The 14,437-nt window shown below is 39.0% G+C and carries 11 protein-coding genes; 5 read left to right on the forward strand and 6 right to left on the reverse strand.

Annotation, left to right across the window (positions count from 1 at the left end; all coding sequences use genetic code 11):
* The first annotated feature begins 144 nt into the window (after positions 1–144).
* Together atpA and atpG are read left to right on the forward strand one after the other, a co-directional pair.
* Positions 145–1,722, forward strand: coding sequence for a F0F1 ATP synthase subunit alpha (gene atpA, locus D0T08_RS16450; RefSeq protein ID WP_116983753.1), 1,578 nt, complete (start codon positions 145–147; stop codon positions 1,720–1,722).
* A 55-nt stretch (positions 1,723–1,777) separates the two neighbouring features.
* A complete protein-coding gene (atpG, locus tag D0T08_RS16455; protein WP_116983754.1) occupies positions 1,778–2,662 on the forward strand; it encodes an ATP synthase F1 subunit gamma in 885 nt (294 codons plus the stop codon).
* A gap of 160 nt (positions 2,663–2,822) precedes the next feature.
* On the opposite strand, the gene D0T08_RS16460 is transcribed toward atpG, so the two are convergent.
* From D0T08_RS16460 to D0T08_RS16470, 3 genes are all read right to left on the reverse strand, one after another.
* Positions 2,823–3,608 (reverse strand): hypothetical protein, encoded by a 786-nt coding sequence (locus D0T08_RS16460; protein WP_116983755.1) that lies wholly within the window; start codon positions 3,606–3,608, stop codon positions 2,823–2,825.
* 149 nt (positions 3,609–3,757) lie between these two features.
* The gene (locus D0T08_RS16465; protein WP_116983756.1) at positions 3,758–4,675 is read right to left on the reverse strand and encodes a hypothetical protein; all 918 of its coding nucleotides are present in this window, start codon (positions 4,673–4,675) and stop codon (positions 3,758–3,760) included.
* 86 nt (positions 4,676–4,761) lie between these two features.
* Positions 4,762–5,667 (reverse strand): DMT family transporter, encoded by a 906-nt coding sequence (locus tag D0T08_RS16470; RefSeq protein WP_116983757.1) that lies wholly within the window; start codon positions 5,665–5,667, stop codon positions 4,762–4,764.
* A 178-nt stretch (positions 5,668–5,845) separates the two neighbouring features.
* On the opposite strand from D0T08_RS16470, the gene D0T08_RS16475 reads away from it, so the two are divergent.
* Positions 5,846–7,711: a glycogen/starch synthase gene (locus D0T08_RS16475; protein ID WP_116983758.1), complete on the forward strand. Its 1,866-nt coding sequence runs from the start codon at positions 5,846–5,848 to the stop codon at positions 7,709–7,711.
* A 61-nt stretch (positions 7,712–7,772) separates the two neighbouring features.
* Here D0T08_RS16475 and D0T08_RS28135 read toward each other — a convergent pair whose 3' ends face one another.
* Genes D0T08_RS28135 through D0T08_RS16490 form a run of 3 tightly spaced genes read right to left on the reverse strand, consistent with a single transcriptional unit; the run spans position 7,773 to position 11,264 of the window.
* Positions 7,773–8,969, reverse strand: coding sequence for a TlpA disulfide reductase family protein (locus tag D0T08_RS28135; RefSeq protein ID WP_158561282.1), 1,197 nt, complete (start codon positions 8,967–8,969; stop codon positions 7,773–7,775).
* A gap of 42 nt (positions 8,970–9,011) precedes the next feature.
* Positions 9,012–10,457, reverse strand: coding sequence for an Asp-tRNA(Asn)/Glu-tRNA(Gln) amidotransferase subunit GatB (gene gatB, locus D0T08_RS16485; RefSeq protein WP_116983760.1), 1,446 nt, complete (start codon positions 10,455–10,457; stop codon positions 9,012–9,014).
* Positions 10,458–10,484: 27 nt separating this feature from the next.
* On the reverse strand, positions 10,485–11,264 hold the full coding sequence (locus tag D0T08_RS16490) for a hypothetical protein (protein ID WP_116983761.1): 780 nt from the start codon (positions 11,262–11,264) through the stop codon (positions 10,485–10,487).
* 223 nt (positions 11,265–11,487) lie between these two features.
* On the opposite strand from D0T08_RS16490, the gene D0T08_RS16495 reads away from it, so the two are divergent.
* Together D0T08_RS16495 and D0T08_RS16500 are read left to right on the forward strand one after the other, a co-directional pair.
* A complete protein-coding gene (locus tag D0T08_RS16495; protein WP_116983762.1) occupies positions 11,488–12,954 on the forward strand; it encodes a TolC family protein in 1,467 nt (488 codons plus the stop codon).
* A gap of 70 nt (positions 12,955–13,024) precedes the next feature.
* Positions 13,025–14,431, forward strand: coding sequence for an efflux RND transporter periplasmic adaptor subunit (locus D0T08_RS16500; RefSeq protein ID WP_116983763.1), 1,407 nt, complete (start codon positions 13,025–13,027; stop codon positions 14,429–14,431).
* Positions 14,432–14,437: the final 6 nt, after the last annotated feature.

Raw genomic sequence — 14,437 nt, forward strand, 5'->3', positions numbered from 1 at the left:
TTCTAAAAATAGTCCTACTTTTATGTATCTTTTTTTGCCTAAAATATCGGAATTGTGAAAAATGTGTCGTACTTTTGCACCCGAAAAATGAAGCTATAAAGCCCGTTTTTCGAATCTACATTTAAAAACTCATCAAAATATAATATGGCATCAGTCAGACCAGATGAAGTTTCGGCTATTCTACGTGAACAACTAGCAGGTTCAAAAACCGAAGCGGAACTTGAAGAAATAGGTACTGTGTTACAAATCGGAGACGGTGTAGCACGTATATATGGTTTATCAAAAGTACAAGCCGGTGAATTGCTGGCTTTCGAAAACGGCCTAAAAGCCCTTGCATTGAACCTTGAAGAAGATAACGTGGGAGCGGTACTTTTGGGAGATGCAACAGGTATCAAAGAAGGTGCAACTGTAAAACGTACCGGCGAAATCGCTTCTGTGAAAGTAGGTGACGGTATTGTAGGACGTGTGGTAAACACGCTTGCAGAGCCAATCGATGGTAATGGTCCGATTCAAGGCGAAACTTTTGAAATGCCTGTGGAACGTAAAGCTCCGGGTGTTATCTATCGTCAGCCTGTAACAGAGCCTCTTCAAACAGGTATTAAAGCGATTGACGCGATGATTCCAATCGGTCGTGGTCAACGTGAATTAGTAATCGGTGACCGTCAGACAGGTAAAACTGCTGTTTGTATCGATGCTATCATCAATCAAAAAGAATTTTACGATAAAGGCGAACCAGTTTATTGTATCTACGTAGCTTGTGGTCAGAAAGCATCTACCATCAAAGCGGTTGAGCAAACCTTACGTAAATATGGTGCGATGGATTATACAGTAATCGTAGCTGCCGGTGCATCAGACCCATCACCTATGCAGTTCTTTGCTCCATTTACAGGTGCTGCCATTGGTGAGTATTTCCGTGATACCGGTCGTCCTGCACTAGTTGTATATGATGATTTATCGAAACAAGCGGTTGCTTACCGTGAGGTATCATTATTACTTCGTCGTCCTCCAGGACGCGAGGCTTACCCAGGAGACGTATTCTACTTACATAGCCGTTTGTTGGAGCGTGCCGCTAAAGTAACTGCCAATGATGCGATTGCGCAAAACATGAATGACCTTCCACCTTCATTGAAAGGTAAAGTAAAAGGTGGTGGTTCGTTGACAGCCCTTCCAATCATTGAGACACAAGCAGGTGACGTTTCGGCTTATATCCCGACTAACGTAATCTCGATTACTGACGGTCAGATATTCCTGGAGTCGAACTTGTTTAACGCAGGTATTCGTCCGGCTATCAACGTAGGTATTTCGGTATCCCGCGTGGGTGGTAATGCTCAGATTAAATCAATGAAAAAAGTAGCAGGTACCTTGAAACTTGACCAGGCGCAGTTCCGTGAACTGGAAGCCTTCGCGAAGTTTGGTTCAGACCTTGATGCTGCTACGAAACTGACTATCGAACGTGGTCGTCGTAACCAGGAAATCTTGAAACAAGCACAGTTCTCTCCATCTGCGGTGGGTGAGCAGGTAGCTATCATTTATGCTTCTATTAATGGTGTACTTGACAAAGTTTCGGTAAGCAGAACAAAAGAATTTGAAGTTGAATTTATCACTTTATTGAAAGCGCAATATCCTGATGTATTAAAAGGACTTGCTGCCGGTAAATTAGATGATTCAGCTACCGATACTATTAAGAAAGTTGGTAGAGAGTTAGCTCAAAAATATGCTTAATAACATAGAATGAAAAGAGTGTAAAAGCTCTTTTCATTCTTAATTATATAGAAAAATGCCTTCATTAAAAGAAGTTAGAAATAGAATTGTCTCGGTAAACTCAACGACGCAGATTACAAAAGCCATGAAAATGGTGTCGGCGGCGAAGTTGCGTAGAGCACAAGATGCTATCCTTCAGATGCGTCCGTATGCTACCAAACTGAACGAGCTGATTGCTACCGTATCTGCCAACACCGAAGTAGGTGCGACAAGCCCTTTTACGACGGTACGTCAGGTAGAGAAAGTTTTAGTAGTAGTAGTTACTTCAGACAGAGGACTTTGTGGTGCATTTAATGCAAATATCATTAAAGCGGCTCTGGCTGCTATTAATGAAAAATACCCGTCGCAGGCAGCTAAAGGCAATGTAGAAATTCTGGCGTTAGGAAAGAAAGGTGGAGAAGCATTACAACGTCGTAATTTCAAAGTGAATGATACTTATATGAGTATCTTCCAGAATCTGAACTTTGCTCATGCCCGTTCAGCTGCTGAAGCTATCATGACTGCTTTCTCAGAGGGTAAGTATGACGTAGTTGAATTAGTATACAACGAGTTCAAGAACGTGGCTACACAGATTCTTCGTGTAGAACAAATGTTGCCATTGGTAGATAAAAAAGCTGATGATGCGAAAGCTAGCAAAATAGATTATATTTTTGAGCCTTCGGAAGAGGAGATTGTATTGGAGTTGATACCAAAGGCGATTAAAATGCAATTGTTTAAAGCGGTATTGGAATCGAATGCTTCTGAGCACGGTGCCCGTATGACAGCGATGGATAAAGCAACTGACAATGCCAACGAATTACTTCGTTCATTGAAAATTGAATACAACCGTAGCCGTCAGGCCGCAATTACTAAGGAAATCCTTGAGATTGTTGGTGGTGCCGAGGCTTTGAAAGGAGAGTAATCTCATTCAAAAGATATAAAGTAAAAGAGGCGAATCGAAAGATTTGCCTCTTTTTGTATTTAGTGAATGAAGATTTAGCGAATGAGTGATTATTGATTAAACTGCCTTTTCTAAATCAGGGCTTCAACCGTGTGGCGGCCGTTCCGCAACCGGAGTACAATCACATCTCTGTCACACTCATCACCCCTAGGCTTTCAAACAATTTCTGCCAATAGTGTGTAACTGTAGGGTTATTTTCTTTAGAAGAACTCGTTGGTTCAAATGGAAGAATCATCGAAATTTCAGGGCCGCTTAGCTGATAGTTTTTCAGTTTGGAAGCATCGGCTGTTGCCCATGCTTCTGCTTCGGCATCGTCTTTGGGTGGACGTATCTGAAAATCTCTGCCATTTTTTACGCTCTCTACCATATCGCTCAGATAATAAACCCGTACATCGCCTGAGTTCTCTGCGAGCTTGGCAATGACAGGAATACTTGCGGTAATATTGGTTTCCAGATTGGAGGCATTATCATTTTGTGCTTTCAGGCGATTTAATGATTGTTGAGTAACGAAGTTGCGTTCTTTACGGATTGATAGATCGTAAGAGGTTTTAATGGCTTCCAAGTCAGTAGCATTTACTCCTTCAGTGTCTTCCATCTCTGTACGACAAACAAGTGATAAGGTACGTGCCTTAGAGGTATTTTCGTGGATATAATATATCTGAAAAGTGTCGCCCGCTTTTCTGAAATTCTGCTCAATAATAGAAGTGAGAGCCTGTTGATATTTTTGCGCAACAAAGGGTTTTTGCACATCAACACTAGCAGTTTTATCAATAAAAATCAATGTATGAATACTCGGGCCTTTAGCCGGATTTTCAGTTTTTTGAGCTGCTTTGTCTCCGCAAGAGAAAAGTGCCAATGATAGAAAAAAGGAAGTAGCGATTAAATAAACAAAATTGCTCTTTTTCATCAAAATTGAGTTATGTTCTTAGATATGAACCGAGTACAGAACTTTGAACGTATAATACAGCACAAAATTATAATAGAGTGTGTATAAAACTATTTTTCGCCTTAGAAAACTATCATGCGGTCAGAAAATAATTCTTAAAGGTACTCAAATCAATACTTCAATTTTAACTTTTTTCTATAAATGGTGTCGACAGGCATATTTTTCTGCCAATAAGGATTTTGGATGGTAGCTTTTAATACTGCTCTTGAAGTTAAGGTCTTATTCTGGGCACGATAGCTCTCTTCCCAACCGACAATTTTATGCGGAAAATGCTTCTCGAATATAATTCTCAGGCTTCTTTTGCTTTCAGCATAATTTATCCGATAATCAAATAAAGAATCTCCTCTGAAAGTAGAATCTCCTTTATAAGGTTCTAATGTAACATCTGCAATGGCTGGAGCGGCTTTTTCCCGTCTTAAGCGTAAAGATCCTAAACTTGGTATTAAAATGACTTTCCCAACGGGTAATTGCTGGCAAGGAACCAAGCGAATACGTGTCCAAAGCTCGTCTTCCAGAACAGCTTTGTCTATATGGTAATCGTCCTCAATCTCTTCTTCAAAATATGATTTACCTAATACCTGATAGCCATTCTGACGGAAGTTTAATTGTAAGAAAGTTTGCCCACTCCAGTCCTGATTGGTATTAGAGACCTTTAAGGTAGAAGTAATGTCTTGTGTCTGAACAGGTGTAAAAACAGAAGTATACATCGAAAAATCATGAATGCCTGTAACAAAACGCTTGATAAAGTTGAGTTTCATTACTTTAACAGCTTTTTCTTTGGCATCCGACTCTAGTTTTACGTGTTTATCTTTCCGAAAATCTTCGGTATTGAAAACCATGATAGCCTCTCCATCGTTCAGATTACCGAATTGTGCCTGTTTCAGGCTATAACTGCTGATTTCGGCATTTTCTGAGTACCAATACTGCTTGAAATTCTGATTGTCACAAAGTTGTTGCTGTCGATTAGATTCTTTTTTATTGCAGGAGGCTAATAGCGAAACCCCCAAAAGGAAATACACGTATCTCATAAATATCGGTTCATAAAAATCTTTCAAATTTAATCAATTAAATTTCTTCACTCGATTAAATCTCGTTTTTGAAAGATAGGGTTATATTATTTTTTACCTTTCCAGCTTACCAGGAATACTCCTGTCAATACTAAAATCGTGCCTATGATTTGTTCTATCCAGATTGGTTCATGCAAAAATAAGGTGGCTAATATAATAGTGAAAATAGGACCTATACTTGCGATGATTGAAGCATTACCGGAGCCTACACGCTTGATGCCTGCCGAGAACATATAAGTTGGCAGCACAGTAGAAAAAATGGCCATTGATAAAGCTATAACGTAAACTTCGGCTGGAAATTGGAAAATATTGAGTCTATTATAAAAAAAACTATGAATCAAAGTAGGTACTAAAGCAGATAGCATCGCCCAGGAAGTAAAACGCGTAGTTCCTAATTTACCAATAAGTTTATCACTGCCAACCAGATAAAATGAATAAGTAAGGCCGCTCAAAATCACTAAAAACGCCCCTAAAGCAATGTTCTTTTGCTGATGTGCTTCAAAATGTTTGATAAAGGCAATGGCAATACCTGCATAGGTGATCAGAAGCGCCAGCCACTGCAAGCGGGTTACTTTTCTTTTGACCAGAAAGGCATTAATCAACAAAACAAATGTAGGATAGATGAATAAAAGGATACGTTCAAGGCTGGCAGAAATGTATTCAAGACCTAAGAAATTAACATAAGCTGATATATAATAGCCAATAAAACCGATTAAAGCCACATATAACCAACGCCTTTTAGCAAAGATTGGGTGAGACTCTTCTTTATACCTTTTACGAAGAATAATAAACAGAAAAAAGGGCGCAGAAAACAGAAATCTCAACGACAACAGCGAGATAGAATCAATATCATAGCGGTAAGCCGACTTGATAAAAATACCTTTTAAAGCAAAACCAAAAGCCGCTCCAAATACCAAAAAAGCCCCAATCAAATACTTTGCGCGGTCTGTCATAAAAAATAAATCCTCTTATGATTTTCAAAAAGGTAAAAATGATAGCTTTGTTTTTATTTTGTACATCCCAACCAACCATTAAGTTCACGGATATTTGAAAAGTTAAATTTTTTATTGTTATTGTTAAAAATTATTACATAATTCACTCATTCGGAATAGATTAAATTAATTAACCCACATGGTAACGTCCAAAAAACTTAAAAGAGAATCAGAAGAAACTGTTAGTATTCAACCACGCGAACAAAAGAAGCCTTTATTGATGGAAATAGCCTGGGAAGTGTGTAATCAGGTTGGTGGAATTTACACAGTTATCCGTTCAAAGGTGCCTTCAATGGTAGAAGAGTGGGGTGAAAATTACTGTTTGATAGGCCCCTATTTTCAGAACACTGCCATGGTGGAATTTGAACCGATTGAGGATTTAGAAGAATCATATTTTGGCAGGATAGTCAAGCGAATGCAAGAAATGGGTTATGAGGCACACTATGGCAGATGGTTGGTAACTGGCAAACCCAAAATCGTTTTATTAGACTTCAAGAACCTCTTATATAAGAGTAATGATCTCAAACATGCCTTATGGAATAAACATCAGATTTCTACTTTAAATGCTGAGCCTTTGGTTGACCAGGTAATTGTCTTGGGGGAAATGATACGGATATTCCTGACAGAATTTGGAGAAACTTATGGGCACAAAAATGATGTAGTAGCGCATTTCCACGAGTGGATGGTGGCACCTGCTTTAATAGATATTCGTACAGACAACGTGCCTATTTCAACTGTATTTACTACGCATGCTACTATGCTTGGCCGCTATATTGCAGGTAATGAGCCTGATTTCTATGAAAAATTACGTTACTATAACTGGGAATATGAAGCACAGCATTATGGCGTAGAAGCACAGGCAAAAATTGAGCGGTTTGCTGCACAAAAATGCCATGTACTTACAACCGTAAGTGATGTAACAGCTAAGGAATGTGAGGTGTTTTTCGGACGTATGTGTGACTTAATTTTACCAAATGGATTAAATGTGACCCGTTTTGCCGCTACGCACGAGTTCCAGAATCTTCACTTGAAATATAAAGAGAAAATTCATCAGTTTGTGATGGGGCATTTCTTCCAGAGTTATTCATGGGATTTAGATAATACCCTTTATTTCTTTACTTCCGGACGTTATGAATTTAGAAACAAAGGTTATGATTTAACTCTGGAGGCCTTGAAAAGGTTGAACTTCAAGATTGTACAGGCAGGGCTTGATACTACTATTGTGATGTTTATAATCACTAAAAATCCGGTATATTCAATTAACCCCGAAGTCTTGCAGTCAAGAGCCGTGATGGAGGAAATAAGAGAGACCTGCGAAGCAATAGAAAAACAGGTAGGAGAGCATTTATTCCACTCCTCTGCATCGGATGAAAACCATAATTTACCTGACCTGAACGAGTTTGTAGATGAATACTGGCGATTAAGGTTACGTCGCACAATTCAAACCTGGAAGACTAAAAAATTACCACATACGGTTACCCACTTGTTGAAACAGGAAGACGATATTACGAATTATCTCAAATACACCAACTTACTCAACCATCAGCAAGACCGTGTGAAATTTGTGTATCATCCTGATTTTATTTCACCTACCAATCCATTATTTGGTATGGAGTATAGCCAGTTTGTAAGAGGGTGTCACTTAGGTGTATTCCCGAGTTATTATGAGCCCTGGGGTTATACGCCATTAGAGTGTGTAGTACGTGGGATTCCGACTGTAACGAGTGATTTATCAGGCTTTGGAGATTTTATGATTCAATTGATGAAGGACTATGAAAGCGTAGGAGTATATGTAGTAGATCGTAAAGAGAAGAGCTATGATGAAGCTGCGGACCAATTGGCCGACATCATGTTCAATTTCGTAACAATGAACCGTCGTGACCGCATTATGCAACGTAACCGGGTAGAAAATATCTCTGAAATATTTGACTGGACGAATCTACGTTCGTATTATGATACCGCTCACGATTTGGCGTTAAAACGCAAAGGTGTAACAAGATTGTAAGGCATTAAAAAAGGGAAGATTTCAGAATCTTCTCTTTTTTTGTATGATTTTGATCTCAAAATTATTTCGCCGCTTCATCTATCCACTTGGTCATCTCCTGAACTATCAGTTCATTTGAGCCCATAAAGCCGGTACTTTTAAATTTAATTTTCCCTTCTTTATCAATGCAGAATTTAGCTGGGATACCATTTACACCATAGTTGAGAGCAACTTCTCCACCCATATCATATATAATAGGGAAAGTATTAAAACCTCTCTGATTCACAAAGTTTGTTACGGTTGATTTCCATTGGCTTTGGTCAACTCTTTCAAAAGTATTCACAAATAAGAATTGTACATTCGGGTTACTTTTGTATTTATCCATTGCCTGTTTCATGCCTGGAAAAGACATGATACAAGGCCCACACCACGTAGCCCAGAAATCAAGAATAACTACTTTTCCTCTCAATTCTGATAGCTTTACGGGCTTACCTGCCATATCTACTAAAGAGAAATCAGGTGCCTCTGAACCCACTGAACCTGCGCTTCTGCGTTTTACATCTTCTCTGAAAAGCTTAGCAAAAAAGTGATTCTGACCCTCTTTTTCTAATTGTGCGGCAGTTTTAGCAAAAATTTCAAAATCTTTTTCAGGATTCAGGAAGTTATTGATTGCAATCAAGCCAGCTAATGAGGTACCCAAATCAGCTATCATAGGTTTGATAGTATTAGAATAGGTCTCTTCTGCAGCCATATATTGTGCCTGTAACTCTTTCTTTTTCTTTTCGTCTTTTTTCTTTGAAACTGCGTCAAATTGCTCTTGTAAAGAAGTTTGTGTCTGACGGAATTTCTGTGCTTCAGCCACTATCTGATTAAATTTAGCCATGGCAGGTGAGCCATCTACGCTAAAAGTTGCGGCTTTATCCGGAGTACTTACACCATCGGCTACTATACTTAGGTTTTCACCACCATCTAAAATCAAACCGATTACCTGTTGATTAGCTATGTTGACCTGGTAAATTCCCGGTTCAGCGGCGTTCCCATTGATTATGAAAGTATTGTCGGCAGCAATCTTCACTGAATCTACTTTCAATGGGATATTTCGGTCGTTCATTCTTTCCAGGTAAACCTTACCTGATACCGAATTATTTAACTTACCTTTTATGGTAAATGGCTTTCCGTTAGTAGCACTTGCTTTGGTCTCAGCGGGTGCATTCTGCGGCTGAGACTGACAAGCCAAACCAAAAGCCAGAAAGCATATAGCAAAAAGAGATTGTTTCATATATGTGTTCATTCAATTGTTCTATTATTAGGACTAAACTGCTTATTTCAAGGCTTCCATCAACAGTTGATTGGTCAGTTTTGGGTCGGCAGTGCCTTTCGATTTTTTCATTACTTCACCAACAAACAAGCCAAGCAAACCTTTTTTTCCTTGCTTATATTCCTTTACTTTATCCGGGTAAGCAGACAGAACCTCGTTGATTAACGTTTGTAAGGTGTCTGTATTGCTTTGCTGAATCAAATTGTTCGATTCTGCCAGGGCTAAAGCTGTTTCATTAGGATTATTTAATAACAAAGGGAAAAGCTTCTGCGCGGCAATTGAACTACTGATTTTATTTTCATCCACCAAAGTAATCAACTCAGCTAATTGATTAGGTTTCAAAGGCAATTCAGTGATTTCGATGCTTTTCTCATTTAGGTAACCCTTAATAGTTGAAGTCAACCAATTGGCAATAGCTCTATGATTTTTTATAAACTGAGAAGTTTCCAGGAAATAACCTGCTATATCTCTGCTATCAGTCAATACTACGGCATGCTCATCTATTATTCCATATTCCTGCGTAAATTGCTTGAATAATTCATGCGGTAAGGCTGGCATCTTTGCTTTAACTGACTGTAGCCATTCGTCAGAAATTCTGATAGGAGCTAAATCCGGTTCAGGGAAATAACGATAATCGTTCATGGTTTCTTTTACACGCATGCCATAAGTTTCACCTGTGTCGGCATCAAACATGCGGGTTTCCTGAATGATCTCTTCACCTGCTTCAACCATACGCACCTGACGCTTAAACTCAAACTCTACTGCTCTTTGCAGGTTACGGATAGAGTTCATGTTTTTTACCTCAACCTTTGTTCCTAATTTTTCAGTACCAATCGGGCGTATTGAAATGTTTAAGTCGGCTCTCATAGAACCCTCTTCCATATTGCCATCGCAAATATCCAGATAACGAACAATTTTTCTGATTTCTGTTAGATAAGCACCTGCTTCCTCGGCACTTTTCATACAAGGTTCAGATACAATCTCAATCAGGGGTGTTCCTGCTCTGTTATAATCCAGACGGGTATAAGCGCTTTCTCCTTCGTGTACTGATTTTCCTGCATCTTCCTCTAAATGGATATGATGTAATTCAAGAAATCTTTCTTTGAATTGTTTCCCATCTTTCAGGCGAACGGTTACCCCACCACCTTTGCATATAGGATATTTATCCTGCGATACCTGATAGCCTTTCGGAAGATCTGGATAAAAGTAATTTTTGCGGTCGAAATAATTATTACGCGTGATTTTGCAACCGCAGGCAAGGCCCATTCTGATGGCGTATTCTACGGCTTTTTTATTCAATTTGGGTAAAACCCCGGGATGGCCCAAAGTAATAACACTGATATTAGTATTTGGCTCGCTGCCAAATTGGTTAGAATCTGAAGCAAAAATTTTACTTTCAGTCGAAAGCTGACAATGTACTTCTAATCCTATAACAATTTCGTACTGCATGAAAAGAGGTTAAGATATATGGGCAAACTATTTGTCTAGGCCCGGTCTCACAAATTTACGAGCATTAGGGAAATCTTTTTCTATTTGTTGGCGTAGTTTTTCCAACTGTAACAAGATTTCAGTAATCTTAGTGACTTTTTCCGGAAAATGTACTTGCAATACCAACCAAGCCGCCAGACTTCGGTCTATACTGATCAACGTTAGCTTGGCTTTGCCATTATAGTAATCGACCATAAAGTCGCTCAGGTTATATTCAAAGAATAGCTGGCAAGCATTTCTGATTTTAATATAGATAAGACTCTGGTACCAGTTGATTACCTCAAAGGCATCTTCAATTTGCGATAAAGCTTCTTCCGCTTCCTCTACCGAAATAATGCCTTTATTCAAATCATTCTGAAACTCAAGCCCTTTGCCTTGCATAAAGCCTTGTTCTGTTTTCAGAAACGAGCCATACAAATACGTATATTCTTTGGCACTTCTTACATTGCGGTGTTCATCTGCTTCTTTATGAGGGTCAATAGTAGGTGTTTCGGTATCTGCCTGGCTCACTATATCTTCCCAACTCATGCCTTTATCTTCAATAATTTGCTTAATCAGATCAGTAGTTTGTTGAAAAACCTCTGTCAGACTATCCTCTATACTTGCCTCACCGTTCTGGTCTTCTTTGTATTTGCGCATGGCAAAATTCATACATTTATCGGTAAAGGCACAGCGCTCACACCAACTATCGCAATAGTTGTAAATCCCGTCGATAAAGTCCGGATTCTTCAGAAATTTCAAAAAATCCTTTGGTGTCTGACTGCTCATTTTCAACCCTTTCTAAAACAACAAATGAAATTTACTTCAAACTTAAAGCTATTTTTCAAGAAGTTCAAACCTTAAAGTATTAAGTCTAAACTTCAATAAAACCGCTTATCCATTTCTTGTGGCAGGCATATAAAATTGTTTCGTAAGATTGTCTTATCAAAACTCGTATAAAGCCTTATAAGTTTCATCGAATTGGTTCATCGAATTGAAAAATATTTTCCTCATGAAATTTGTTAAAATCTTATTACCTACGCTATTACTAGTCAATGTTTTTGTGCAGGCACAGCAACCTACAGCTACGAGTGTAAATGCTACTCCGGCAGATAAAATAGGTTTGCAAGAGGCAGTTGATGTGGCCTTGAAAAACAACCTTTCTATCAAGCAGAGTGGTCTGGCAGTAGAGGGCAGCCTGAACACATACGACCAATCTAAATGGGCCAGATACCCTAACTTAAACGGAAGTGCTAACCTGAACCTGTTTTCAGGGCGTAACATTAACCCTTATACCAATGGTATCATTACCAATACAGTGGGTTCTAATGGTTTTGGTCTTTCGTCTGGTGTTACTATTTTCGATGGGTTTCAGACAAGAAATAACATCGCATTAAACCAGACTAATCTTGAAGTAGCGAGATTAGACTTGCAAGCGATGAAAAATACAATTACTCTGAATGTAGTAGTAGCTTATCTGAATGTATTATCACAGGAAGACCTCCTGGCTATTGCACAAAGACAGGTAGAGGTATCAAGAATACAGTTGGAGCGTACTCAAAAAATGGTGAATGCAGGCTCTGTTCCTGAAACCAACCTGTTTGATATTCAGGCACAATTGGCTAATGACGAAGTACAGGTAGTAAATGCCGAAAATGCCATTATCACTGCTAAGTTGACATTGAAACAATTACTTAATGTAGCTGCTGACAGAAATTTAGATGTAGTAAGAATAGAAGTGCCGAACCCGAACATAGCCCCTTATCCGAACTCTGCCAATGAAGTATATGATATAGCTCAAGGCTTTCTGGCAGATGTACAGGCAGCTGATATGCGTATAAAAGCAGCACAAAAAGCAGTAGATATTGCCAAAGGTTTAAAATATCCGGTTGTGTCAGCTTTTGCTAATGCTAATACCTCTACTACTACAGCAGCTGAAAAGGTACTGGTATCTCAAAAAATTGTTGAGACAGAAGCAGGTTATGTAGATGTAGCAGGCGTACGCTATCCGGTTATTGCTTTACTGCCTACAACATCAACCTCTACAGAAAAAATCGGATACTTCCGTCAGTTAGGTGGTAACGTAAATCTTTCAGCAGGTATAAGCGCAAGAATCCCGATTTTTAATGGCTATAATGCTAAATATCGTACAACGGGTGCCGTGATTCAACAAAAACAGGCCGAAGTACAGGCCGAGAATGTACGTTTACGTTTGCGTCAGGATATTGAGACGGCTTATGTAAATATGAGCAATTCGGCCAAAAAATATTCAGCTTTGGGTAACCAAGTACGTGCTTTAGAAGAATCATACAGAGCGGCAGAAGCCAGATATAATGTAGGCTCACTAAATTCATTAGATTATAGCATTTCAAAAACCAATCTGGACCGTGCCAGAGCTAACCAGATTCAAGCAAAATATGATTATATTTTCAGAATCAAGATTTTAGATTATTATCAGAATAAACCACTTAATTTCTAAGCCTTTCGCCTTTAAGGACAGAAATCTAATACTTACCTTATTACTAATTGTATAAAAATTTATTTTCTCAATGAAAAAATCAAATAGAATCTGGTGGATTTTGGGCGGTGTAGTAGCCCTACTTGTAATATTTCTATTAGTAGCAAAATCGGCCGGTTGGATAGGTAAAGAAAAACCTACCGAAGTTGAGTTTGTAAAAGTAGGAAGAACAGATATTATTGAAACAGTATCGGCTTCGGGTAAAATCCAACCGGAGGTTGAAGTAAAAATCACGCCTGATGTACCTGGTGAGATTATCGGTTTGTATGTAAAAGAGGGTGACTCTGTGAAAAAAGGACAATTGTTGTTGAAAGTTCAACCAGAGAACTATATATCCATTACGCAACGTGCCGAAGCCGTTGTGAACCAGTCAAAAGCTAGTGCCGAGCAGGCAAGATCTGCCATTGCGCAGTCAGAAGCTCGTGTGATCAGAGCACAGGCTGAATATGATCGTCAGAAAAAACTCTTTGACCAGAAAGTAATATCAGCTTCTGATTTGGAAATTGCCGAAACTAATTTAAAAGTGGCTAAGCAAGACGTAGCTGCTGCCAAAGCTAATCTTGAAGCCTCAACTTTCAATATCAGAAGTGCAGAAGCAGGTTTGAAAGATGCCTCAGAAAACCTACGAAAAACGAGCATCTATGCGCCAATGAACGGTATTGTATCTAAACTTGCAGTTGAATTAGGAGAAAGAGTGGTGGGAACCTCACAAATGGCAGGTACCGAGATGCTTCGTATTGCCAACCTGAACAATATGGAGGTGAGAATCAACGTAAACGAAAATGATATTGTAAGGGTAAGCTTAGGCGATACGGCTAATATTGATGTAGATTCGTACTCACTGACAGGTAAGAAATTTAAAGGAATAGTTACGCAGATTGCAAATACTGCCAATGGTAGTGGCGGAACTTTAGCTGCTGCCTCAGCTGCAACGGATGCCGTAACAGAATTTGAAGTGAGAATCAGAATTTTGCCTGAATCGTACCGTGATTTGATTGATAGAAAAGCGAAAAAAGTGTATCCGTTCAAACCGGGTATGACCGCAACGGTTGATATTATCACCGAGAAAAAAGAAAAAGTGTTGAGCGTACCAATTGCTGCCGTAACTACCCGTGATGGTAGTAATACTGAAGAGAAGAAAGACCAGCAAGGTCCTCCGAGTGACGACCAGAATACTAACGAACCTGCAAAGCCTAAGAAAAAAGACCTGCCTAAAGAGGTGGTATTTGTTGCAGGTGCCGATAATAAAGCGAAATTACGTGAAGTGAAAACCGGTATTACTGATACAGCTGCCGGAACTATTGAAATTAAAGATGGCTTGAAAGAAGGGGAGCAAATTATATCAGGGCCTTTCATTGCCGTATCGAAAAAACTGAAAGACGGTGACTTGGTTGCCAAAAAAGTAGAACAGAAAGATCAAGGTAAGAAAAAAGAATAATACTGA

The sequence above is a fragment of the Emticicia sp. C21 genome (assembly GCF_003418935.1).
GTDB lineage: Bacteria > Bacteroidota > Bacteroidia > Cytophagales > Spirosomataceae > Emticicia.